General features: G+C 68.1%; 20 protein-coding genes and 1 tRNA gene. 15 read left to right on the top strand and 6 right to left on the bottom strand.

Annotated features, from left to right (window positions below):
* The first annotated feature begins 165 nt into the window (after window positions 1-165).
* The 11 genes from ACZYZ5_RS11795 (at window position 166) to ACZYZ5_RS11745 (ending at window position 11943) form a co-directional block, all read left to right on the top strand.
* Window positions 166-1317 (top strand): adenosine deaminase, encoded by a 1152-nt coding sequence (locus ACZYZ5_RS11795; protein ID WP_463901904.1) that lies wholly within the window; start codon window positions 166-168, stop codon window positions 1315-1317.
* A gap of 67 nt (window positions 1318-1384) precedes the next feature.
* Window positions 1385-2020, top strand: a complete 636-nt coding sequence (locus ACZYZ5_RS11790; RefSeq protein ID WP_463901916.1) for a MazG nucleotide pyrophosphohydrolase domain-containing protein — start codon at window positions 1385-1387, stop codon at window positions 2018-2020.
* Between the two features lie 158 nt (window positions 2021-2178).
* The gene (eno, locus tag ACZYZ5_RS11785) at window positions 2179-3459 is read left to right on the top strand and encodes a phosphopyruvate hydratase (protein WP_463901903.1); all 1281 of its coding nucleotides are present in this window, start codon (window positions 2179-2181) and stop codon (window positions 3457-3459) included.
* Between the two features lie 191 nt (window positions 3460-3650).
* Complete coding sequence (locus tag ACZYZ5_RS11780) at window positions 3651-4424, top strand: FtsB family cell division protein (protein WP_463901902.1); 774 nt, start codon at window positions 3651-3653, stop codon at window positions 4422-4424.
* Between the two features lie 99 nt (window positions 4425-4523).
* Window positions 4524-5228 (top strand): DUF501 domain-containing protein, encoded by a 705-nt coding sequence (locus ACZYZ5_RS11775; protein WP_463901915.1) that lies wholly within the window; start codon window positions 4524-4526, stop codon window positions 5226-5228.
* The gene (locus ACZYZ5_RS11770) at window positions 5225-6172 is read left to right on the top strand and encodes a Ppx/GppA phosphatase family protein (protein WP_463901901.1); all 948 of its coding nucleotides are present in this window, start codon (window positions 5225-5227) and stop codon (window positions 6170-6172) included. The genes ACZYZ5_RS11775 and ACZYZ5_RS11770 overlap by 4 nt, the downstream gene beginning before the upstream one ends.
* Window positions 6173-6333: 161 nt before the next feature.
* Window positions 6334-7722, top strand: a complete 1389-nt coding sequence (locus tag ACZYZ5_RS11765) for a S8 family serine peptidase (RefSeq protein WP_463901900.1) — start codon at window positions 6334-6336, stop codon at window positions 7720-7722.
* A 38-nt stretch (window positions 7723-7760) separates the two neighbouring features.
* Entirely contained in the window at window positions 7761-9230 is a 1470-nt protein-coding gene (locus tag ACZYZ5_RS11760; RefSeq protein WP_463901899.1) for an NAD(P)/FAD-dependent oxidoreductase, read from the top strand.
* Window positions 9231-9353: 123 nt separating this feature from the next.
* Window positions 9354-10301, top strand: coding sequence for an N-acetyltransferase (locus tag ACZYZ5_RS11755; protein WP_463901898.1), 948 nt, complete (start codon window positions 9354-9356; stop codon window positions 10299-10301).
* A gap of 33 nt (window positions 10302-10334) precedes the next feature.
* Window positions 10335-10408, top strand: a tRNA-Leu gene (locus ACZYZ5_RS11750).
* A 176-nt stretch (window positions 10409-10584) separates the two neighbouring features.
* Window positions 10585-11943, top strand: coding sequence for an ABC transporter substrate-binding protein (locus tag ACZYZ5_RS11745; RefSeq protein WP_463901897.1), 1359 nt, complete (start codon window positions 10585-10587; stop codon window positions 11941-11943).
* A gap of 281 nt (window positions 11944-12224) precedes the next feature.
* Here the strand turns inward: ACZYZ5_RS11745 and ACZYZ5_RS11740 are convergent, their stop codons facing one another.
* From ACZYZ5_RS11740 to ACZYZ5_RS11725, 4 genes are read right to left on the bottom strand one after another with little or no spacing between them, the layout of a single operon-like run.
* Complete coding sequence (locus ACZYZ5_RS11740; RefSeq protein ID WP_463901896.1) at window positions 12225-12998, bottom strand: ABC transporter ATP-binding protein; 774 nt, start codon at window positions 12996-12998, stop codon at window positions 12225-12227.
* On the bottom strand, window positions 12995-14107 hold the full coding sequence (locus ACZYZ5_RS11735) for an ABC transporter ATP-binding protein (RefSeq protein ID WP_463901895.1): 1113 nt from the start codon (window positions 14105-14107) through the stop codon (window positions 12995-12997). The genes ACZYZ5_RS11740 and ACZYZ5_RS11735 overlap by 4 nt, the downstream gene beginning before the upstream one ends.
* Window positions 14104-15072: a branched-chain amino acid ABC transporter permease gene (locus ACZYZ5_RS11730; RefSeq protein WP_463901894.1), complete on the bottom strand. Its 969-nt coding sequence runs from the start codon at window positions 15070-15072 to the stop codon at window positions 14104-14106. Before ACZYZ5_RS11730 ends, ACZYZ5_RS11735 begins: the two co-directional genes overlap by 4 nt.
* A 9-nt stretch (window positions 15073-15081) precedes the next feature.
* Window positions 15082-16365, bottom strand: coding sequence for a branched-chain amino acid ABC transporter permease (locus ACZYZ5_RS11725; RefSeq protein ID WP_463901893.1), 1284 nt, complete (start codon window positions 16363-16365; stop codon window positions 15082-15084).
* 516 nt (window positions 16366-16881) lie between these two features.
* Here ACZYZ5_RS11725 and ACZYZ5_RS11720 point away from each other — a divergent pair.
* Complete coding sequence (locus ACZYZ5_RS11720) at window positions 16882-17817, top strand: Bax inhibitor-1/YccA family protein (protein WP_463901892.1); 936 nt, start codon at window positions 16882-16884, stop codon at window positions 17815-17817.
* Between the two features lie 119 nt (window positions 17818-17936).
* Here ACZYZ5_RS11720 and ACZYZ5_RS11715 read toward each other — a convergent pair whose 3' ends face one another.
* Window positions 17937-19175, bottom strand: coding sequence for an acetyl-CoA C-acetyltransferase (locus tag ACZYZ5_RS11715; protein WP_463901891.1), 1239 nt, complete (start codon window positions 19173-19175; stop codon window positions 17937-17939).
* Between the two features lie 20 nt (window positions 19176-19195).
* Complete coding sequence (galK, locus tag ACZYZ5_RS11710; RefSeq protein WP_463901890.1) at window positions 19196-20356, bottom strand: galactokinase; 1161 nt, start codon at window positions 20354-20356, stop codon at window positions 19196-19198.
* Window positions 20357-20444: 88 nt separating this feature from the next.
* Here galK and ACZYZ5_RS11705 point away from each other — a divergent pair, with 88 nt between their 5' ends.
* From ACZYZ5_RS11705 to ilvA, 3 genes are all read left to right on the top strand, one after another.
* Complete coding sequence (locus ACZYZ5_RS11705) at window positions 20445-21434, top strand: aldose 1-epimerase family protein (protein WP_463901889.1); 990 nt, start codon at window positions 20445-20447, stop codon at window positions 21432-21434.
* Window positions 21435-21482: 48 nt separating this feature from the next.
* A complete protein-coding gene (locus tag ACZYZ5_RS11700; RefSeq protein WP_463901888.1) occupies window positions 21483-22784 on the top strand; it encodes an AI-2E family transporter in 1302 nt (433 codons plus the stop codon).
* Between the two features lie 81 nt (window positions 22785-22865).
* Entirely contained in the window at window positions 22866-24104 is a 1239-nt protein-coding gene (gene ilvA, locus ACZYZ5_RS11695; RefSeq protein ID WP_463901887.1) for a threonine ammonia-lyase, read from the top strand.
* Window position 24105 lies beyond the last annotated feature (1 nt).

Genomic DNA, 24105 nt, shown 5'->3' with positions numbered 1-24105 from the left:
ACCCCGCAGGCCAGGCCCGCCGCGTCCGCGCCGCGGCAGGCGGCTGCCGCGCCGCTGCCCGCGCAGTTGGCGGCACCGGCCGACGTCGAGGCCTGATTCCGCCGTCCGGCGCGGCCGCCGGCTGACCGGCTGGCATTGCCGGAGCTCCAACCCTAAGGTTGGAACGTGACTGAGATAATTCTTGACGCTGCCCCTGACCTCGACTTCGACCTGAAGGGCCTCCCCAAGGTTTCCCTTCACGACCACCTGGACGGCGGACTCCGTCCGGCCACCATCATCGAACTGGCCGAGGCCGCGGGACACACCCTGCCCTCCACCGACCCCGTCGCCCTGGGGGAGTGGTTCCGTGAATCCGCCGACTCCGGCTCGCTGGTCCGCTACCTCGAGACCTTCGACCACACCATCGCCGTGATGCAGACCAAGGAAGGGCTCTTCCGCGTCGCCAAGGAATTCGTCGAAGACCTTGCCGACGACGGCGTGGTCTACGGCGAGGTGCGCTGGGCACCCGAACAGCACCTCCAGCAGGGCCTGAGCCTGGACGACGCCGTCGAGGCCGTGCAGGCGGGCCTCGAGGCCGGCGTCGACGCCGTCGCCGAGACCGGCCGCGACATCCAGGTCGGCCAGCTGATCACGGCCATGCGGCACGCTGACCGCGGCCAGGAAATCGCCGAACTGGCGGTCCGCCACCGCAACAACGGCGCCGTCGGCTTCGACATTGCCGGCGCCGAAGACGGCTTCCTGCCGTCCCGGTTCAAGGACGCCTTCACCTACCTGGCCCAGCACAACTTCCCGGCCACGGTCCACGCCGGGGAAGCCGCCGGACTCGACAGCATCCAGTCCGCCCTGGTCGACGGACGCGCGCTGCGCCTGGGCCACGGCGTCCGCATCGCCGAGGACGTCACCGTCGAATTCGACGAGGACGAGGATACCGACAGCGATGAGGCCAACGACAACATCGGCATGGTCACCCTGGGTGAACTCGCCAGCTGGGTCCGAGACCGCGGCATCGCCCTGGAAATCTGCCCCTCCTCCAACCTGCAGACCGGCGCCGTCGCCGGCTTCGGCGAAGGCATCGAAAGCCACCCGCTGGACATGCTCTACCAGCTCGGCTTCAACGTCACGATCAACACCGACAACCGGCTGATGAGCGGCGTGACCCTCACGGACGAATTCGAACTGCTGGTCGAGACGTTCGACTACGACCTCGACGACCTGCTGGAGCTGACGCTGAACGCAGCCGAGGCGGCCTTCCTGCCGCTGGAGGAGAAGGAAGCCCTGGTCGAATACATCAACGAGGCCTACGCCGACCTTGGCTAACCAGGACTCCAACGCGGTGGGCGCGCTGGTGCGGACAATGGCCGAGCTGCGCGTCCGCTGCCCCTGGATGGGGGCCCTCACCCACGAGTCCCTCGTGGAATACCTCCTCGAGGAGGCCTTTGAGGTGGCGGAGACGATCGAGACGGCCGGCGGCGACGCCGAGCTGAAGGCCGAGCTCGGCGACGTCCTGCTCCAGGTGGTCCTGCACGCCCGGCTCGCCCAGGAGCGCGGCGCCTTCGACCTCGACGACGTCGCCCGCGGCCTGACGGCCAAGATGATCCGGCGCAACCCGCATGTTTTCCGTCCCGACGGCTCACTCCAGGAGTCCTTCCCCGCGACGGTGGAGGAAATCGTCCAGACGTGGGACGCCGTCAAACGCTCCGAGCAGGTCCTGCATTCCGGGGCCGCTGACTCCGGCTCTGAACCCGACCGCGCTGATCCTTCCCGGCTGGGGGCCCTCGGGGGCGTCCCGGCCGCCCTTCCGGCGCTGGCCCGGGCCCAAAAGCTCCTCGACCGCGCCGAACGGGCCGGCCTCCCGGCCGTCACCGGGCCTGTTGACGTCCCCGCCACGGAAGAGGGCCTCGGGGAGCTGCTCTTTGCCATTGCCGCCGCTGCCCGGAACCGTGGGCTCGACGCCGAACGGGCCCTCCGCGGCGCGAACCGCCGCTTCCAGGAGGGCCCGCCCGCGCCGTCGTCCCCGTGATCCGCCAAAATGACGTCCGGGGACTGGATAGGTTTCTGTAACTTATCCCACTCTCGACTAGGCTGGGTAGCGACGAGGACGTCGGTTTTTCAGCTTGATTCCCAGCTTGATTTCCCATCAGATTCCCAGCAGACCGCTTCACCCAAAGGAGCCTATCCATGGCGCTTATCGATGCCATCCACGCCCGCGAGATTCTCGATTCCCGTGGCAACCCCACCGTAGAAGTTGAAGTCCTGCTCTCGGACGGCCAGATCGGCCGCGCAGCAGTTCCCTCCGGCGCCTCCACCGGCGAGCACGAAGCCGTTGAACTCCGCGACGGCGACAAGGGCCGTTACCTCGGCAAGGGCGTCCAGAAGGCCGTCGACGCGGTCATCGACCAGATCGCCCCGGCCCTAATCGGATTCGACGCCACCGACCAGCGCAGCATCGACCAGTCAATGATCGACCTGGACGGCACCGCGAACAAGAGCAAGCTCGGCGCCAACGCCATCCTGGGCGTGTCCCTGGCCGTCGCCAACGCAGCCGCGGCCTCCGCCGACCTGCCGCTCTACAAGTACCTCGGCGGACCGAACGCCCACGTGCTGCCCGTGCCGCTGATGAACATCCTCAACGGCGGATCGCACGCCGACTCCGACGTCGACATCCAGGAATTCATGGTTGTCCCGCTGGGTGCCGAGACCTTCTCCGAAGGCCTGCGCTGGGGCGTCGAGGTCTACCACGCGCTCAAGGCTGTCCTGCAGGCCAAGGGCCTGTCCACCGGCCTGGGCGACGAAGGCGGCTTCGCGCCGAACCTGCCGTCCAACCGTGCAGCCCTGGACCTCATCCAGGAAGCCATCCGGAACGCCGGCTACACCCCGGGCCAGGACATCGCCCTGGCCCTGGACGTCGCTTCCTCCGAGTTCTTCAAGGACGGCGCCTACCAGTTCGAAGGCAAGGCCCTGAGCTCCACCGAGATGAGCGCCTACTACGCCGAACTCGTTGCCGACTACCCGCTGGTGTCCATCGAGGACCCGCTGGACGAGAACGACTGGGAGGGCTGGAAGACCCTCACCGACGCCATCGGCGACAAGGTCCAGATCGTGGGCGACGATCTCTTCGTCACGAACCCGGAGCGCCTGCAGACCGGCATCGATTCGCGGACCGCCAACTCCCTGCTGGTGAAGGTCAACCAGATCGGTTCCCTGACCGAAACCCTGGACGCCGTCTCCCTCGCCCAGCGCGCGGGTTACACCACCATCACCTCGCACCGCTCCGGCGAAACCGAGGACACCACGATCGCTGACATCGCCGTGGCCACCAACGCCGGCCAGATCAAGACCGGTGCCCCGGCCCGTTCCGAGCGCGTTGCCAAGTACAACCAGCTGCTGCGCATCGAAGAGGAACTCGACGACGCCGCACGCTACGCCGGCCGGAGCGCCTTCCCGCGTTTCAAGGGCTAGTAACCGCACGAACTGCGAACCGGTGGCTATGGTTGAAAGACCATGGCCACCGGTTCCTTTTTGGCACGTCTTTTTTGGCACCGTTAGTGGCGCCGCGCAGCCGGCTCCAGGTCGGTGCCCGGCCCAGGCCGCGGGATCAGCACTGAACGCAGCAAGCCAGCCGGGGGAGAACCTGGCATTACAGGAGTGACATGGCCACCCGCCGACCCAAGGTTCCCCGGGCCACGCCCGCGGCCCCGAAGTCTCCGGACACCGTCGACGGCGGCGACGTCATCCAGGCTGATTTCGGCGGTTCCCGCGGCTCCCAGACCCACACCGCCGGCAACGCCGCCTCCGGCCCGCGGACTCCCGGCAGGGCAGCCGGCCAGCCCGCGGGCAACGCCGCCTCCGGCCGGCCGGCCGGTGCTGCGTCCGCTGCCAGTCCGAAGAACGCTGCCCCGCCGACTGCCACAAAGTCCGGCACCGCAAAGCCCGGCACCGCAAAGCCCGGCACCGCCAAGCAGGGCGCCGGCGCACACGGCACCGCCAAACCGTCGAAGGACGGCACGGCGCCGGCGGCAGAGAACCTCGACCCGGTCCCTGCCAAGGCCTTCTCCGGCCGCATGCTGGCGCTGTTCGTCGTCATGATTGCCATCACCATCATGCTGGCGCCCACGGTCAAGATCTTCTTCGAAAAGCGGGCCGAAATCGCCGCCCTCCAGGCGGAGATTTCCGACAAACAGGCCCAGCAGGACGAGCTGAGGCGCCAGGTCTCCCGGTGGCAGGATCCGAACTTCGTGAAACAACAGGCCCGGGACCGCATTAACATGGTTATGCCCGGCGAGACGGGCTACTGGGTCTTCGGCAGCGATCTTCCTGCCGGTTCCACCAGTGGCGCGGCCGGTGCAGGATCAGCACAAGACCCGGCCGAGCTGCCCTGGGTTGACTCCCTCTGGGACTCCATCCGGCGCTCGGCAACAGACTAGAAGCGGCGCCCGCCGCAGGATTGTCCGCCGGACAAACCAGACAGGGCAGGAAGGTGCCGCCCCGTGGACCAGAACCAAGTGGACGAGACCCCCACGGCAGTGAACCCGGAAACCCCGGAACCGGCCCGCTCCCTGGCGGAATCCCGCCGGCCCTCGCCGCACGACCTGGACGTCCTGAGCCGGCAACTGGGACGGCCCGTGCGCGACGTCGTGGAAATCCCGGCCCGCTGCGTCTGCGGCAACCCGCTGGTGGCGGCCACCTCACCGCGGCTTAGCAACGGCACACCCTTCCCCACCACCTTTTACCTCACGCACCCCGTCATCACCTCCGCCGTGTCACGGCTCGAAGCGGCCGGCCTGATGAACGAGATGAACGAGCGGCTCGGCGGAAACGAGGCCCTGGCAGCGGACTACCGCGCCGCCCACGCGGCCTACCTGGCGTCCCGTGCGGAGATCGGGGCCAGGTCCGGGATCGGCGCCGTGCCCGAAATCGACGGCATCTCCGCCGGCGGAATGCCCACCCGCGTCAAGTGCCTGCACGTCCTGGTGGGGCATTCACTGGCCGCCGGACCAGGTGTGAACCCGCTCGGCGACGAGGCCCTCGCCGCCATCAGCGAATGGTGGACCACGGACCGCTGCTACTGCGACGGCGCCTGGGACACCGGCGGCGAGACCCCCTCGCAGGACCTCAGCAGGCACGGGCCGCAGGGACTTCCGGAGATCGTGGGACGGCCGGCCCCGGTCCGGAAGCCGCGCACCGGGAACCCCGGCAGCGCCGCCGGCACCAGCGGAGCCGGCCAGTGACCCGGGTGGCCGCCGTGGACTGCGGCACCAACTCGATCCGCCTGCTCATCGCCGACCTGGACCGGGACGGCGCGGCGCCCCGGCTGAGGGACGTGGTGCGCGAAATGCGCGTCGTCCGGCTCGGCCAGGGCGTGGACGCCACCGGCGAGCTCGCCCCGGAGGCCCTGGACCGGACCTTTGCCGCCACGGAGGACTACGCCCGGCAGATCCAGGGCCACGGGGCCACCAAGGTGCGTTTCGTCGCGACCTCCGCGACCCGCGACGCCAACAACCGGCAGATCTTCGTCGACGGCATCCGCGAACTCCTCGGCGTCGAACCCGAGGTCATTACCGGGGACGAGGAAGCCGCCCTGTCCTTTGCCGGCGCCAGCAGCGTCCTGCCTTCCCGCGGCGCGGACCCCGTGCTCGTGGTGGACCTCGGCGGCGGCAGCACGGAGTTCGTGCTCGGCAACGCCGAGGGCGTCATTGCCGCCAAATCCGTCGACATTGGCTGTGTCCGGATGACCGAACGCCACCTGCGCAGCGACCCGCCCACGGCGGACCAGATCGCCGCGGCGGAGGCCGACGTCGACGCTGCCCTCGAGGTGGCGGCCCGGACCGTCCCGCTGGAGCGCAGCGCCGCCGTCGTCGGGGTGGCCGGTTCCATCACCACCATCACGGCCCACGCGCTCGCGCTGCCGGAGTACTCCGCGGCGGCCATCCACGGCACTGAACTGTCGCTCGATGCCGTGCGCCGGGCCTGCACGGAACTGCTGGAAATGACCCACGCCGAACGCGCCGCCCTGCCCTACATGCACCCCGGCCGGGTGGACGTGATCGGAGCGGGCGCCCTCGTCTGGCGTCGCGTCCTTGAACGGCTGGCCGAGGTGACCGACGGCAGGGTCGCGTCGGCCATCACCAGCGAACACGATATTCTTGACGGAATCGCCTTGAGCATCCGCTAGGCCGCAGGCCGCCCGGACTGTGTGTCCGCCGGACGCCCCCGCCGGCCGGCGCCCGACCGGCACATCCCCGCACAGTTCCCTCCCGGTGTTCCCCAGCGCCACCACAGCCCCAGCGACACCGAAGCCACAGCGCCACCAGCTGTCCCGCCGATAGGACCCTAATGACCAGAGCAACAGCCCGGCGCCGCCGGACCGCCTCCGCGTTGGTGGCCTTGGCCCTTGCGGGCAGCACTCTGACGGCCGCCTTGACCACGGCCCCCGCCGCGCACGCCGACGCCTGGCGCGACAAGGAGTACTGGCTCGCCGAATCCGGCATCACCAAGGCCTGGGAGGTCTCCAGGGGCGCCAACGTCAAGGTCGCCGTGATCGACAGCGGCGTGGACGGCAAGCACCCGGACCTGGCCGGCGTGCTGGCCGGCGGCGTCGACGTCTCCGGCGCCGGAAGCCCGGACGGGCACAAGAGCATCGGCGCGAAGCCCGAGCACGGGACCCTGGTCGCCACCATGCTGGCGGGCCGCGGCCACCAGCCCGCCGACTCCACGGCCTCGCCGAGCCCGGGTGCAGGCCCGTCCGTCGCGCCGGACGGACTTGTCGGGGTGGCCCCCGAAGCGCAGCTGCTGTCCGTCTCCACCTGGCTCGGATCCGCGAACCCCGGCGGCAAGAGCGACCAGGACCAGATACCCCAGGCTGTCCGCTGGGCTGTCGACAACGGCGCCCGGGTCATCAACATCTCGCTGGGCAGCACCTCGCCGGAATGGCCGCAAAGCTGGGATGCGGCCTTCCTGTACGCCGAGCAGAAGGACGTCGTGATCGTCGCCGCCGCGGGCAACCGCGGGGGAGGCAACGTCCAGGTCGGGGCACCGGCCACCATCCCCGGCGTGCTGACCGTCGCCGGGCTGGACCGCAAGGGAACGGCCAGCATCGATTCCTCCTCCCAGGGCATCAGCATCGGCGTCGCGGCCCCCGCCGAGAACCTGGTCGGCGGCCTGCCCGGCGGCGGCTATGCGGAATGGGCCGGCACCTCGGGCGCGACGCCCATCGTGGCCGGTGTGGCGGCCCTGATCCGCTCCAAATGGCCGGAAATGTCGGCCAACCAGGTCATCAACCGGATCGTCAGTACCGCGAAGGACGCCGGCGCCAAGGGGAAGGACCCGTTGTACGGGTTCGGGATCCTCGACGCCGAGGCGGCCCTGAAGTCCGACGTTCCGGAAACCCGGGTCAATCCGCTGGGCTCGATCTCCGACTGGATCCGGGTCCACCGGCGGGGCAGCCTGGCCACCGCGTCGGCGGCGCCCTCAGCAGTCCCCTCCAGCGCGGCGCCCACCCTTCCGGAGGCCACCGTCCCGGTCGCGGAGCGCCCGTCGGGGCTGGACGGAGCCGTTCCGGCCCTGGTGGTACTCGGTTTCGGCGGGCTGTTCCTGTGCATCGTGGGGGCCGCCGTCTTCCAGCTGCGGCGTGCCGTACGGCCGGCCCCGCCGGGAGGCCCCGGCGGCCCGGCAACGCCGGACACCGGAGCGCTGGATTCCGCGGATTCCAGCGGGAAACCGTAGTTAGTGAAGTTTTTCACAAACTACGGTATTCTTGTGGAATGGCATCCTCCCCTCAGCTCCAGGACCGTCCCAGGGTACTCGTCGTCGGCGGCGGGTACGTCGGCCTGTACGTAGCCCTCAAACTGCAGAAGAAGATCGCGAATGCCGGTGGCATCGTCACCGTCGTTGATCCTCTGCCCTACATGACCTACCAGCCCTTCCTCCCCGAGGTTGCCGGCGGCAACATCGAGGCACGCCACGCCGTCGTCTCGCACCGCCAGCACCTCAAGCAGACCGAGCTCATCCAGGGCCGCGTCACCTCGATCGACCACGCCAACCGCACCGCTGTGGTGGCCCCGGCCGACGGCGGCGAGAACTTCGAGGTCCCCTACTTCGACGTCGTCGTGGCCGCAGGCGCCATCACCCGCACCTTCCCGATCAAGGGCCTCGCGGACAAGGGCATCGGCCTCAAGACCATCGAGGAGGCCGTGGCCCTGCGGAACAAGGTCCTCGACCGGATCGAAGCCGGGTCGCTCATGACGGATCCGGCCGAACGCGCCCGCGCCCTGACCTTCGTTGTTGTCGGCGGCGGCTTCGCCGGCATCGAGTGCATCACCGAAATGGAAGATCTCGCCCGCGCGGCGGTCAAGAACAACCCCCGCGTCAGCCAGGAGGAAGTCCGCTTCGTCCTGGTAGAGGCCATGGGACGCATCATGCCCGAGGTGACCGCCAGCCAGGCTGTGTGGGTCGTCGAGCACCTGCGCAGCCGCGGCATCGAGGTCCTGCTCAACACCTCGCTGGACAGCGCCGAGGGTTCCCTGAAGCTCATCAACCTCCCGGACAAGTCCGCGGCCCAGGAGTTCCAGGCCGACACCCTGGTCTGGACGGCTGGTGTGCAGGCGAACCCGATGGTCCGCTCCACCGATTTCCCGCTCGAGCCGCGCGGCCGCGTCCGGGTCCTCGCGGACCTGCGCATTGCCGGCGACGAAGGGATCATCGACAACGCCTGGTCTGCTGGCGACGTTGCGGCAGTCCCGGACCTCACGGGCAACGGACTGCCGGACGGCACCTGCGTCCCGAACGCCCAGCACGCGCTGCGCCAGGCCAAGCTCCTGGCCAAGAACCTGTGGGCCTCCCGCTGGGACAAGCCGCTCAAGGACTACAAGCACAAGAACCTGGGCGCAGTGGCCGGCTTCGGCGAGTGGAAGGGTGTGGCCAACATCAACCTGCTGGGCCGCATCGGCCTGAAGGGCCCGCTGGCCTGGCTGGCACACCGCGGCTACCACGGTATGGCCATGCCGACCGTGGAACGCAAGATCCGGGTCATCTTCGGCTGGATCCTGGCCTTCTTCATGGGCCGCGACACCACCCAGCTGATCGACCTGGACAACCCGCGTGGCGCTTTCGTGGCCGCGGCGGCGCCGGCTCCCAAGCCGGCAGCGGCGCCCGACGCCCCCGCTGCGGAGAAGCCGGCGGCACAGGCCGGCAAGCCTGCGAACAAGCAAGCTGTTTCCGCCGACTCCAAGTAGCCTGCAGCAGCCTTCGAAGGCGGCCGTTCCCTTGCGGGGGAGCGGCCGCCGTCGTCGTTAACCCAAACGCCGTCCCCGGCAGCCTGCCGGGGACTGGCCGGGGCCCCGCCTAGACTGGGCTCCATGACCGCTGAAAAGGACCTCCACACCCTGCTGGCCACCATGCACCCGGAAATCCGGGATGGCGAGTTCGTTTACGTCCTCTGGCCGCACCGCCGGCCCCTCGCCGGGGCGATCGCAGCCGCCGTGCGTGAAGCGGAAGGCCTGACGGTTGTCCTGCCGCGGGCCGAAGCCGACAGCCTCGGCCTGCCCTACGACTTCGTCGGCGCCTGGATCACCCTCCAGGTGCACTCCTCGCTCGAGGCCATCGGCCTGACGGCCGCGGTCAGCGCCGCCCTGACCGAGGCCAAGATCAGCTGCAATGTCCTGGCCGGATTCCACCACGACCACGTCCTGGTCCCGGTTGCGGACGCTGACCGGGCGCTCGAGGTGCTGCACGAACTGGTTGAGGCCAGCGGGGAGCACAAGCCCGCCCCGGAACTGGTGCTGCGCAGCGAACAGCCTGCCGACCGGCCCGCCATCCTTGCCCTCACCGCCGCCGCCTTTGCCGTTTCCCCGGTCACCGGCCTGCCCGTCGAGGGCGAGCCCGAAGAGGTGCAGCTCGTGGCGGCGCTCTTCGACTGTGAGGAATACCTGCCGGAGTTCAGTATCGTCGCGGAGCTCGACGGCGCGGTCGTCGGCCATGTGATCAGCACCCGCGGCCGGGTGGGGGAGCTGGAGCTCCTGGGCCTGGGCCCGATCGGGGTGGTCCCGCGGCTGCAGCGCCACCTCATCGGCACCAAGCTCATGAAGGAAACGATTCTCCGGGCCAACGCCGCAGGGGAGCGCGGCATCGCCCTGCTGGGAGACCCTGAGTACTACTCGCGCTTCGGCTTCGTGGCGTCGACCTCCCTCGGCGTCGACGCCCCCGACCCGGCCTGGGGCGGGCACTTCCAGCTGCTGCCGCTGGCCGTCTGGCCGGGCGGCGTCAGCGGGACGTTCCGCTACGCCAAGCCGTTCGGCATCGCTTAGCCAGGCCCCGGGACGGGATACCATGGACCGGGCGCCCCAGTAGCCCAATTGGCAGAGGCAGCGGACTTAAAATCCGCGTGTTGTGGGTTCGAGTCCCACCTGGGGCACACTCCTTGGCGCCCGGCGATCCGGCCGGCAGATTTCCTCTATGCAACGAGTGTTATAAGGATGTGACCGTAGTCACTTTGGATCGGGCCGGAATTGCACTAGCTTGAAGTAATTCAGGAACACCTGATCATTCGCATCAAAGGCCGTTCGCACCTTTAGATCGAGGAGATTGTAAATGACTTCACTCCCCCAGGTGGCGCCCCGCATCGCTAAGCTCACAGCGCTTAGCATCGGCGTCGCCCTTCTGGCTACGGCTTGTGGTGGCGCATCCACCCCGACGTCGACCGGAACCGGATCCGCTTCCGCAAACGCCGCAGGGATCGCATGCCCGGCCCCCAGCGCTGGAGCTGGAGCGGGCACGTCAGCCGCGACCAATGGCGGTACGGTTCCCGCCTCCACCGGCACCACCGAAACCCCCTTGAAGATCGGCTCGCTCCTGCCGACCACCGGGTCGCTGGCCTTCCTCGGCCCGCCCGAAATCGCGGGTGTCAACCTCGGCATCAAGGAAGTCAACGATGCCGGCGGTGTGCTGGGCAAGCCCGTAGAGGTCATCCACCGTGACTCCGGTGACACCAAGACCGACATTGCCACGCAGTCCACTACGGCTCTGCTGGGCCAGGGCGTCAGCGCCATTGTCGGCGCCGCATCCTCCGGCGTCTCCAAGACCGTGATCAACCAGATCACCGGCGCGGGTGTCGTCCAGTTCTCCCCGGCCAACACCTCGCCGGACTTCACCGACTGGGACGACAAGGGCCTCTACTGGCGCACCGCCCCCTCGGATGTGCTCCAGGGCAAGGTCCTCGGCAACTACATGGCCACCTGTGGCGCCCAGACCGTGGGCATGATCGTCCTGAACGACGCTTATGGAACGGGTCTCGCGAAGAACGTGAAGGCCGCGTTTGAAGCAGCAGGCGGCAAGGTCGTTGCGGAGGAGCTCTTCAACGAGGGCGATTCGCAGTTCAGCAGCCAGGTTGACAAGGTCATCGCCGCGAAGCCGGATGCCATCGCCCTGGTCACCTTCGACCAGGCCAAGAGCATCGTTCCGCTGATGACGGGCAAGGGCATCAAGCCCACCCAGCTCTTCATGGTCGACGGCAACATGTCCGACTACAGCAAGGACTTCCAGGCCGGCACGCTGAAGGGCGCCCAGGGCACCATCCCGGGCACCTTCGCCAAGGAAGACTTCAAGAAGAAGCTCCTGGCCATCGATCCCGCGCTGAAGGATTACAGCTACGCAGGCGAGTCCTATGACGCCGTGAACCTCGTCGCACTGGCCGCCGAAGCCGCCAAGAGCACCAAGGGCGTCGACATCGCCGCCCAGCTCAAGGCAGTCTCCGAGACCGGTGAAAAGTGCACCGATTTCCCGTCCTGCGTCACCCTGCTCCGCAACGGCAAGGACATCGACTACGACGGCCAGTCCGGCCCCGTAACGTTCTCCGCCGCCGGTGATCCCACCGAGGCCTTCATTGGCATCTACGAGTTCCAGGATGACAACAACTACAAGGCATCCAAGGAAGAGTTCGGCAAGCTGTAAGCTCGCCCTTCCCTAGCCGCCAAGAAACCCCCGTCCCCTCCGGACGGGGGTTTCTTGCGTGCGGGGGAGGCGGGGCCGCGGGAGGGCCGGCCACGCGTCACGCCCGGCAGGCTTTTGGTGCCAGGGGGAGTGCTCGACGGCGGGAATCCGGCCCCGCGTCCCGGTGTCCGGACTAAAACCCTGCGCCGCGTGACGCCGTGGTCGTCCTGCTGAGCCCCCGGGCGCGCAGAAGGGCCGCCACCGGCTGGTGACGGCCCTTCTGTTGCGGTGTTGCCGGGGAACTATTCGACGGTGTCGGCGAGGGTGCCCAGGTACAGCTGGATGACCTTGGGATCCTTCATGAGTTCCCGGCCGGTGCCGGTGTACGCGTCCTTGCCCTGGTCCAGGACATAGCCGCGGTCACAGATCTGCAGGCAGCGGCGGGCGTTCTGCTCCACCATGATGACCGACACGCCTGCGCGGTTGATCTCGTGGACCCGGAGGAAGGTCTCGTCCTGCTTGACAGGGGAGAGGCCCGCGGAGGGCTCGTCGAGCAGCAGCACGGCCGGGTCCATCATGAGGGCCCGTCCCATCGCCACCATCTGGCGTTCGCCGCCGGAGAGCGAGCCCGCGCGCTGGGCACGACGCTTGCCGAGTTCCGGGAACAGGCCCGTGACGAAGTCGAAGCGCTCGGCGAAGTCCTTGGGCCGCTGGAACATGCCCATCTGGAGGTTCTCCTCGATGGTCAGCGCCGCGAAGACGTTGTTGTTCTGCGGCACAAAGCCGATGCCTTTGCTGACGAGCTTGTTCGCCTTGAGCCCGGTGATGTCCTGGCCGCGGACCACCACCGAACCCGAGTGGACCTTGACCAGGCCGAACATCGCCTTCAGCAGCGTCGACTTGCCGGCGCCGTTGGGGCCGATGATGCCGATCAGTTCGCCCTTGCGGGCCTCGATGCTGCAGCCGTTGAGGATGTTGACGCCGGGGATGTAGCCGGCCACCAGGTCGGTGACCTTGACGACCGAATCCTCATCGTGCAGGGGGTTTGCGGCGGGAGCCGCGCTGGTGGCACTCATTCTGTGTCCTTCGCTGTGCTGGGCGGCTGCTCGCCGCGGGTCGGCTCCTCGGCGCTGCGCCGGCCGCGCACCGGACGGTTGCTGTCCGGGCCCGTCAGCTTATCCGATTCCGCGGCGACGACGTCGAGCGAGATGATGCCGGCGTTTTCGGTGCCGACAATCGATTCCTCGTCGGCGACCAGTTCCGCGGCCAGCTCTTTGATGCCTTCCGAGTCACCGAGATCCACGTCGTGGTGGGCACCCAGGTAGGCGTCAATCACGGCAGGGTTCTTCATGACCTCGGCGGGCGGGCCCTCGGCCACGATCTTGCCCTCAGCCATGACCACTACCCAGTCGGCGATGTGCCTGACCATGTGCATGTCGTGCTCGACGAACAGAACGGTCATGCCCTCGGCCTTGAGGTTCTTGATGTGGTCCAGCAGCGACTGCGTCAGGGCCGGGTTGACGCCGGCCATCGGCTCGTCGAGCATGACCAGCTTAGGCCGCACCATGAGCGAGCGGGCCATCTCCAGCAGCTTCCGCTGGCCGCCCGAGAGGGACGCTGCGTAGTCGTCCTTCTTGGCGTCCAGCTTGAACTTCTCCAGCAGGACGTTGGCTTCCTGGGTGATCGTCTTTTCCTGGCCACCCCAGATGCCCTTGAAGAGGGCCTTGGACAGCCGCTCGCCGGACTGGTGGGAGGCCCCGAGGCGCATGTTCTCCATGACCGTGAGCTTGCCCATGACCTTGGTCAGCTGGAAGGTGCGGACCATGCCCATCCGGGCCACCTTGTACGAGGACACCCCGGCCAGGCTGTTGCCTTCGAACTGCCACTTGCCCGAGTTGGGCGTGTCAAAGCCCGTGAGCAGGTTGAACAGGGTGGTCTTGCCGGCGCCGTTGGGGCCGATCAGCGCGGTGATCTTGTGCCGCGGGATCTCCAGGTATTCGACGTCGACGGCGTTGATGCCGCCGAAGCTGCGGGTGACGTTTTCCGCCACCACGATCGGATCGCGCTTCTTGCAGCCGGGGGCAGTCTCCCCGGCGGCAATCGGACGCGTGTCCGTCATGTAGTCAATGTTTTCCGGGTTCTCCGGGTTTTCCGACGTGCGGGGTTCTTCGCTCTGCGTGCTCATGCGAACGCCAGCTCCTTCTTATTGCCGAGGACACCCTGGGGCCTGAAGATCATCAGCAGCATCAGCGCGACACCCACCAGGATGTAACGCAGCTGCCCGGCCTGGACCGTGTTCAGCCAGGTGATGGTGCCGGATTCGATCAGGCCGTAGAGGATGCCCTGGGTGAGCGAGAGCACGACCCAGAAGATCATGGCGCCGACGACCGGCCCCAGCACCGTGCCCAGTCCGCCGAGCAGCAGGCAGGTGTAGAGGAAGAACGTCAGCTCGGTGCCATAGTTCGCCGGCTGGACCGCGCCGCGGGGGAGGGTAAAGATCATGCCCGCCAGGGCGCCGAGCACACCACCGATGATCAGGGCCTGCATCTTGTAGGCGTATACGTTCTTGCCGAGCGAGCGGACGGCGTTTTCATCCTCGCGGATGCCCTTGAGGACACGCCCCCAGGGGCTGCGCATCAGCAGCCACACCAGGGTGCAGAACAAGGCCACGACCGCCCAGGCGACGATCCGGATGAAGAAGTCGCGGTTGTTCATGCCCATGTAGGAACCCGGAGGGAAGGGGTTCATGGCGTAGAAGTCGCCCTCGAACGCGGCGAGGCCGTTGGCCGAACCGGTGATGGCGGTCAGCTGGTTGGTGGTCACGATGTAACGGATGATTTCCGCCGCCGCAATCGTCACGATAGCCAGATAGTCGGCCCGCAGCCGGAGGGTGGGGATACCCAGCAGCAACGCAAAGATGGCCGAGCAGACCACGGCGATCAGCAGACCGACGAAGAACGGAACGCCGAAGGTCAGGGTGGAGATGGCGAAGCCGTAGGCCCCCACCGCCATGAAGCCGGCCTGGCCGAAGTTCAGCAGGCCGGCGTAGCCGAAGTGAACGGCGAGGCCGAGGGTGGCCAGGGCGTAGGCAGCCGTTGTGGGGCTGAACAATTCACCGGCAGCGCTGGAAAATATGAATCCGAAGTCCATGTCTGTCTCCTAACCCACGCGCTCGCGCCGGCCCAAGATACCTTGGGGCCGGATCAGAAGGACAATAATCATGATGAACAGTGCTCCCACGTATTTGAGGTCGGCGGCGAGGCCGAACACGGTGGTCAGCTCCACGAAGATGCCGACGATGATGGATCCGATCAGGGCACCCCACACGGTGCCGAGGCCACCCAGGGTGACGCCGGCGAAGATGAGCAGCAGGATCTGCGAACCCATATCAAAGGTGACGCCGGGCCGGTAGTACGCCCACAGGATGCCGCCGAGGGAGGCGAGCATGCCGCCGGTGACCCAGACAATCCGGATGACGGCGTCGACGTCGATGCCGGAGGCCGCGGCCAGCGCCGGGTTATCGGCGACCGCGCGGGTGGCTTTGCCGAGCCGGGTCTTGAGCAGGACGATCCCGAGGATGGCAATGACAACGGCGCTGATCACGAGGGACCAGAGGTTGTTGGGCGAAATGGAGATCGGGCCGAGCAGGATCTCCGCGCTCTGGGCGAACGGCAGCTGCTGGGTGGCGCCGCCGAAGAAGAACTGGATGATGTAGCGGACGGCCAGGGCGAGGCCGATGCTGACGATCATCATCGGGACCAGGCCGGTTCCGCGGCGCCGGAGTGGCTTCCACAGGCCGGCATCCTGGACGTAGCCGAACAGACCGCCGCCGAGCAGGGCGAGCAGGATCGCCAGCCAGAACGGGAGGTTCATGGCGTTGAAGGCGAAAACCAGGACGGCGCCGATGGTGACCATCTCACCGTGGGCGAAGTTGGTCAGCCCGGTGGTGCCGAAGATCAGCGAGAGACCCACGGATGCGAGCGCCAGCAGAAGGCCGAAGCTGAGGCCCGCCACGAGGCGGTTGATCAGGTTCTGGCCGAAATCCTGCTCCTGCACCACAATGCCCTTACCGAAGGCGAAGATCACCGAGAGGTTCGAGGTCTGGCTGAAGGTGACCTCTCGGGGGTTTTCCTGGCCGTCGGCGAGTTTGATTCCCTCCGGAAGCGTGGATTCGTCCAGCTCGACGACGTAGGTCCCCTGGGTGGGCACCCCGATGGTCCAGGCGCCATTGGCGCTCGATGTGGCCGTGCCGGTGAAGTCGTCGCTCTTGGCCGTGATGGTGACGTCAGCGATCGGCGCGCGGTCGTCGCCGCGCAGGAAGCCGCTGATGCTGTTTTGGAACGTGGTTGCCGACGGGGATGGTGTCGGCGAGGGGCTCGTGGCCTGGGATGCTGGCGCGACGATGAGCAGTAGCGCGGCCACGGCGGCAAAAACAGCCCCCACAACTTTCAGCAGTCTGCCGCGCCGTCTCTGCGACAGGCCTCTCGGTGTGCTTCTCAAAATGAAACCTCCACATGGGGGTGGTGTGGGTTGCGCCGTTGCAACCGCTGCGAACAGTCAGGGTGACGGGGTGGTGCCTGGTGCGATGCGGTGGAGCGGTAGGGCTTGTGATATCCGTCACCCTGTTTGGCCCATGTTACAGCCCGTTTGGGGCAATGAATGCCGTCGCGAGCAGGCTTAACGTCGCGATCGGGTAACAACCGTGAAGCCGGTGAGTCGGTGCGGTTTACCTGAACTTAAGTAAACTTTTGTTGATCCTGAGTATGCCTAAACAGTCGATATCCCCGGTCGGCAAACGAGGTTCCGGAACGGGGCGCACAGGTCACGGTTGGGTTGCGGCAAGGGCCGCCGGGAACTAACAGTGCCCGCCGGCTGTTGAAATTGGTAGCGTGTTGTAAGCACGCACTACGAGTTCACTACCGGATCATCATTCACCCCCTTATTTGGAGGACACCCGCAATGGCACTTGGCGGAAACCCAGTCTTCAACGGAAAGAACTTCCGTGGAGCAACCCAGGCACCGCCTGCCCCGCAGGCTTACGGACAGGGCCCCGGCCGGAACGGCTACGGGCAGGGCCAGTACGGGCAGGGCCAGTACGGCCAGGCCCAGTACGGTCAGACCCAGACCGGCTGGAACCCTGCCCAGCAGGGCATGACCCAGGACCAGCTCCAGGACATGTACAACCGGCCCGCCGCCGGCCCCGCCGACACCGGACGCATGACCTATGACGACGTCATCATGAAGACGGCTGCCTGCCTTGGCGCCGTCGTCGCCGGTGCGGCCGTCACCCTCGTGGTGGCAGAGGGCCTGGCCTACATGCTGATGATCGTCGGAGCGCTGGGCGGTTTCGTCCTCGCCCTCGTCAACACGTTCAAGAAGCAGCCCTCCCCGGCCCTGATCCTGGCCTACGCGGGCCTCGAGGGTCTTTTCCTCGGCGGCCTGACGCGGATCCTCGACAACATGTACCCGGGCGTCGGCCTGCAGGCCGTGATCGGCACGCTCTCGGTGTTCGCCGTGACCCTGGTGCTCTTCAAGAACGGCAAGGTCCGGGCGACCCCGAAGGCCATGCGGTTCTTTATGATCGCGACCATCGGCTATGCCGTCTTCGCGCTCATCAACATGGTCATGATGTGGACCGGCGCCGTCGATTCCCCCTTCGGCCTGCGCACCTCGGTGGAGATCTTCGGCATCCCGCTGGGCGTCTTCATCGGCGTCCTGGCGATCGGCCTCGCCGCCTTCGCCCTGATCATGGACTTCACCAGCATCGAAGCCGGCGTCCGCAGCGGCGCCCCGCAGCGCTTCTCCTGGACCGCGGCCTTCGGCCTCACCGTGACGCTGGTGTGGCTCTACGTGGAGATCATCCGGCTCCTCGCGATCCTTCGCGGCGACGAGTAACAGCGCCGGCGTCAGGCCGGTAACGCACGACTAAGAGGAGGGAGCCCCGCCGGACGGCGGGGCTCCCTCCTTTGTGAGGTGTGTGACGTCAGGCGCGTGCCCGGCGGCGACGGGGGGCCCTAGCTGAGCCGCTCCAGCACCACCGCCATGCCCTGGCCGCCGCCCACACACAGGGTCGCCAGCCCCAGGGTCGCGTCCCGTTCCCGGAGGCCGTTGAGCAGGGTGGTGGTCATCCGGGCGCCGGTCATCCCGAAGGGGTGCCCCAGCGCGATGGCGCCGCCGTGGACGTTGAGCTTGTTGTGGTCGATCCCGAGTTCCCTGGCGCTGGCGACGACCTGGACCGCGAAGGCCTCGTTGAGCTCCACGAGGTCGATGTCCTCCATCCCCAGCCCGGCATGGGCCAGTGCCCGCCGGCTTGCCTCGACCGGACCCATGCCCATGAGCTCGGGGGAGAGGGCACTGACGCCGGTGGAGACGATCCTTGCCAGCGGCTCGAGGCCGAGTTCGCGCGCCCGCGTATCGCTCATCACGACGACGGCGGCCGCCCCGTCGTTCAGCGGGCAGGCATTGCCGGCGGTGACGGTGCCCTCGGCGCGGAAGACCGGCTGCAGGGCGCTGACCGCTTCGAGGGTGACGCCGGCCCGCGGGGAGTCGTCCCGGTCAATCACGGTGCCGTCCCTGCGGGTGTAGGGGGTAATCTCGCGGGCATAGAATCCGGAGGCGATGGCGGCTTCGGCGCGGTTCTGGCTGAGCACCGCCCAGGCGTCCTGGTCCGCCCGGCCGATGCCGAAGCTGGTCGCGACGTTTTCCGCGGTCTGTCCCATGGCGATATAGATGTCCGGCATCCGGCCGCCCAGCCGCGGGTCCGTCCATGGAGTGTTGGACGCGGCCCGGGCAGCGGTCCGCTGCCGGGCGGCGTCGAAGGCCGGGTTGTGCGTGCTGGCGTCCGTCTCTCCGGCGCCGGCCCAGTCGCGGTACCGGGACACGGCCTCCACCCCGGCCGAGACAAACGCGTGGCCTTCTCCGGCCTTGATGGCGTGGAAGGCCATCCGGAGGGTCTGCAGGCTTGAGGCACAGAAACGGTTGATCGTGGCGCCCGGGACGGTGTCCAGCCCGGCCAGGATGGTGACCACCCTGGCCATGTTGGAGCCGGCCTCGCCGCTGGGCTCGGCGCAGCCCAGATACAGGTCGTCCAGGCCGCGGCCGGCGGTGTCCGCCGCGTCGAAGGACGGAATCCGGGCCAGGGCGGCGGCCACCATGGCGGCCGCGAGGTCGTCGGGGCGTTCGTCCTTCAGCGAGCCTTTGAAGGCGCGTCCGATCGGGCTCCTGGCAGCGGACACTATGACGGCATCTGGCATGCGCCCAGCCTACGCTCCGGCTATGCCAGGCGCATCGCCCCTGCCGCGGGCCGGACACTGAAGATCTCCGGCGCCGCGTACCCGGCCCCGGCGAAGGCCTTTTCGACGGCGGCGCGCACCTGCTGCGCGGCCGCCACCGGGGTGAGCGCGATCGCCGAGCCGCCGAATCCGCCCCCGGTCATCCGGGCACCGACCGCGCCGGCAGCACGGGCGGCCCCGACGGCGAGGTCCAGTTCGGGGCAGGAGATCTCGAAGTCGTCCCGCATGGAGGCATGGGACGCATCCAGCAGCGGCCCGATCGCCGCGGGCCCGTCGCCGGCGAGAAGCTCGACCACCTGCAGGACCCGGTCATTCTCGGTGACCACGTGCCGCACGCGGCGGAACGTCTCAGGATCCAGCAGGCCGCTGGCCTTCTCCAGGTCGCCGAGTCCGACGTCGCGCAGGGCTTTTACCCCGAGCACCTCGGCGCCCAGCTCGCAGGAGGCCCGCCGGGAGGCGTAGCCGCCGCCGGCATGGGAGTGCGAGACCTTCGTGTCGATCACGAGCAGCACCAGTCCGGCTGCTTCGGCGTCGAACGGGACCAGCCGGAAGCTCTGGTCGCGGCAGTCCAGGAACAGCGCGTGCCCGGCCGCCCCGCGCAGGGATGCGGACTGGTCCATAATGCCGGTGGGCGCGCCGACAAAGTCATTCTCGGCGCGCTGGGTGGCCAGGACCATGTCCCGGTCGTCCAGGCCCGCCGCGGTGAGCTCGTTGAGGGCGGAGATGACGGCGCACTCGATCGCGTGGGATGAGGACAGGCCGGCGCCACGGGGAACATCGGAGTCCAGCAGCAGATCCAGGCCGCGCACCGGAAGCCCCTGCTGCTGGAGCGCCCACACCACACCCAGCGGGTACTTGGTCCAGCCCCTCGCCGAGCCGCGCTCCAGGGTCCCGGCATCCGCCGTCGTCAGTCCCTGGTTGCCGAAGGTGGACAGCAGCCGGAACTCGGAGTCCGGACGCCGGCGGACCGCCACCCTGGCTGTCCTGTCGATCGCGAACGGCAGCACGAAGCCTTCGTTGTAGTCGGTATGCTCGCCCATGAGGTTGACCCGGCCGGGCGCCTGCCATACGCCGTCGGGCGCCGTGCCGAAGACGGCAGCGAAGCGGGCCGCCAGTTGCCGCGCGTCAAGGGGAAGTGTCATTTGGTGCTGCCGGCGGGGGCGGTCCTGGAAATGCGGGTCATGGATCCACGGTATACGCCGAGGCCTGCGGCTAGGTACGGTGGTGACCATGAACCTGCCGCGTCACTCCTCCCCGGATTCCCCTGCCAGCGAGAGACTCAGCGACGGCCCGGGCCCGGACGCTTCCGCCCGGCGCTATGCCACGGGCCGACAGTACGAGCTGCGCCGCGGCGATGCCCTGGCCGTCGTCACCGAACTCGCCGCCGGGCTGAGGCTGTACAGCCGCGGCGGCACCCAGCTGACGGAAAGCTACGGTGACGCGGAGATTTCCCCGGGTGCCGCCGGCATCACGCTGGCCCCGTGGGCGAACCGCGTGGAGGACGGTGTCTGGTACCTCAATGGCAAGAAGCAGCAGCTGGACATCACGGAGGCGTCCCGCAACAACGCCAGCCACGGGCTGCTGCGCAACGCCTCCTACGAACTCGTCGACGAATCCGAATTCTCGGTCACCCTGGAAGCGGCGGTGTTCCCGCAGCACGGCTATCCCTTCCTGCTGCGCCACCGCGTGCGCTACGAACTGGCCGAGGACCTGGGCCTGGTGGTCCGGCAGTTGCTGATCAACGACTCCCAGGAGCCGGCCCCGTTTGTCCTCGGCGCGCACCCCTACCTGAGGCTGGGGGAGGTGCCCAGCGAGGAGCTCACGGTCACCGTGCACGCCGGCACCAGGCTCGTGACGGACGAACGCCTGATCCCGCGCCGCGCCGAACCGGTGGGCGGCGACTTCGACCTCCGCGCCGGGCGGACCGTGGGCGATCTGGACCTGGATACGGCCTACACGGACCTGGAGTTCGACGCCGGCATCGCCCGGCACACGCTGAGCGCCCCGGACGGCCGGAGCGTGAGCCTCTGGCAGGACGAAAACTGCGGCTACGTCCACGTCTTTGTCACCACTCAATTCCCGGGACGCATCAAGGCGGTGGCGATCGAGCCGATGACCGGCCCGGCCAATGCCTTCAACACCGGCGACGGCCTCCGCTGGCTGGATCCGGGGGAGCGGTTCGCCATGACGTGGGGTATCAGCGCCTCCCTGGGTCGCTGAGACAGCGGGCAGTTTCCTATCCGGGCGGCGCTGGTGAATCATGGGGCTATGACGCCAGTTGACGATGCCGCCCCGCGAGACCACACCGCCGCAGCCGCTCGCCCCGCTGCCAGCGCGTCCGGGCGAGTCTCCCCACAAGTGAGAACTGTTACGGAGCGGGAAATCGACCAGGACATCCCGTACGGCGTGCGGATCGCCGCGTCCTGGTCCTGGCGCCTGGGACTCATCATCCTTATGGCGGGCGCGCTCGTGTGGCTGCTCAGCAGGGTCAGCTTCCTGCTGATTCCCGTGATGGTCGCCGCGCTGCTGGCCGGGCTGCTGGCGCCGGTGAAGAACTGGCTCCGGAGGAACCACGTTCCCAACGGGCTCGCCGTCGCGATGACCGTGGTGGGGTTCATTGCCCTCATCGGCGGGGCCCTGGCCCTCGTGGGCCGGCAGCTGGTGGCCGGCTTCGCCGAGCTGTGGAGCGAGGCGCTGACCGGAATCCAGAAAATCCAGGTCTGGCTCGCGGACGGCCCCCTGCACCTCACCGCGGCCCAGATCGACCAGTACCTGAGGGAAGGCACCGAAGCGCTGCAGAACAACAGCAGCAGCATCCTCAGCGGTGCGCTGTCCTTCGGCAGCACCGCCGGGCACTTCGCCGCCGGCTTGATCCTGGCGCTGTTCATCCTCATCTTCTTCCTGCTGGAAGGAGAACGGATCTGGTCCTTCCTGGTGCGGCTGCTGCCCCGCAGGGCCCGCGCCGCGACCTACGGAGCCGGCCGGGTGGGCTGGTCCTCCATGGTGAGCTATGCCCGGGTCCAGATGTTCGTCGCGTTCGTGGACGCGGTCGGCATCGGGGTGGGGGCTGCGATCATCGGCGTGCCCCTGGCTCTTCCGCTGGGGGTGCTGGTGTTCCTCGGCTCGTTCATCCCGATCGTCGGCGCCCTGGTGACCGGCGCCGTCGCGGTGCTGCTGGCCCTCGTCGCCAACGGCTGGGTGAACGCCCTGATCATGCTGGGGATCGTCCTGCTGGTGCAGCAACTGGAGAGCCACATCCTCCAGCCGCTGATCATGGGCAAGGCTGTCAGGCTGCACCCGGTCGCGGTCATCCTCGCCGTCGCCGCCGGTTCCTACCTCGCCGGAATTCCGGGAGCCCTGTTCTCCGTGCCCATCCTGGCCGTAGCAAACTCGTCGATTCGCTACATTGCCGGCAGAACGTGGGAACATGAAAGTGCGCTGGCGGCCGCGGGCAACCCGGACGCCACGGCCCCTGCCGCCGACGACCCCGGGAGGGACGCCCGCCTGCCGGGCGCAACTTCCGGCCGCGGCGACGACGCCGCACCCGGCAGCGGTTCCCCCCGGCAGTAATGCCGGACGGGGCACCGGAGCCGGATCCACACCCTGATCCACCGTATGAGCCGAAGACGGATCGAAGAAGGAGACTAGTTCGTGAACACCCTTGAGAGCCTGCCCGTCACGCTGGACAATGTCCTGGAGGCGCAGAAGCTGCTCGACGGGATTATTACGCGGACGCCGGTTGAATCCTCCCGGGCCCTGGGCAGCATGGTCGGTGGCGAGGTCTTCCTCAAGTGCGAGAACCTGCAGCGGGCCGGTTCCTTCAAGGTCCGCGGCGCCTATGTCCGGATGGCCAAGCTTTCCCCCGCGGAGAAGAAACGCGGCGTCGTGGCGGCCTCGGCCGGAAACCACGCCCAGGGTGTGGCCGTCGCGGCCAAGAGCCTGGGTATCAAGGCGCGGATCTACATGCCGCTGGGCGTGGCCCTGCCCAAACTCGCCGCCACCCGCAGCCACGGGGCCGAAGTGGTCCTGCACGGCCACAATGTCGATGAGGCCCTCGCCGAGGCGAAGCGTTACGCCGACGAGACCGGAGCAGTCTTTGTCCACCCCTTCGACGACGTCGATGTCGTCGCCGGCCAGGGCACCGTCGGACTGGAAATCCTGGAACAGGTCCCCGACGTCGACACCATCTTGATGGGCGTTGGCGGCGGCGGACTTCTCGCCGGCGTCGCCGTGGCCGTGAAGGCCAGGGCGAAGGAACTGGGCCGGGAGATCCGGATCATCGGCGTCCAGGCCGAAAACGCGGCCGCTTACCCGCCCTCGCTCGCCGCGGATGCCCTCGTGCCGCTCAAACGCGTCTCCACCATGGCCGACGGCATCGCCGTGGGCCGGCCCGGCCAGCTGCCCTTCAGCATCATCCGGGAGCTCGTCGACGACGTCGTTACCGTCAGCGAGGACGCCCTGGCCCGGGCGCTGATCTTCCTGCTGGAGCGTGCCAAAATGGTCGTCGAGCCCGCCGGTGCGGTCGGCGTCGCGGCGCTGATGGAAGCCAAGATCGAAAATCCCGGCACCGTCGCGGTGGTGCTCTCCGGCGGCAACATTGACCCGATGCTGATGCTCAAGGTCATCCAGCGCGGCCTCTCCGCCGCGGGCCGGTTCATGACCGTGCGGATGATGCTGGACGACCGTCCCGGCTCGCTGGCCACGATCGCCCGGATCATCGCCGAGAACGACGCCAACGTGACGGGCCTGGACCATACCCGGGTGGGCGGATCGATCAGCATGGGCGACGTGTCCATTACCGTGAACCTGGAGACCAAGGGCCACGAACACTGCGAGCAGGTCCTCGCGGCGCTCCGGGCCGAGGGTTTCCAGCCGATCGTGGTGCACTAGG

It is taken from the genome of Pseudarthrobacter ribosi (assembly GCF_055412865.1).
Note: the sequence above shows the minus strand (reverse complement) of the source record. Positions and strands in the feature narration are given on the sequence as shown.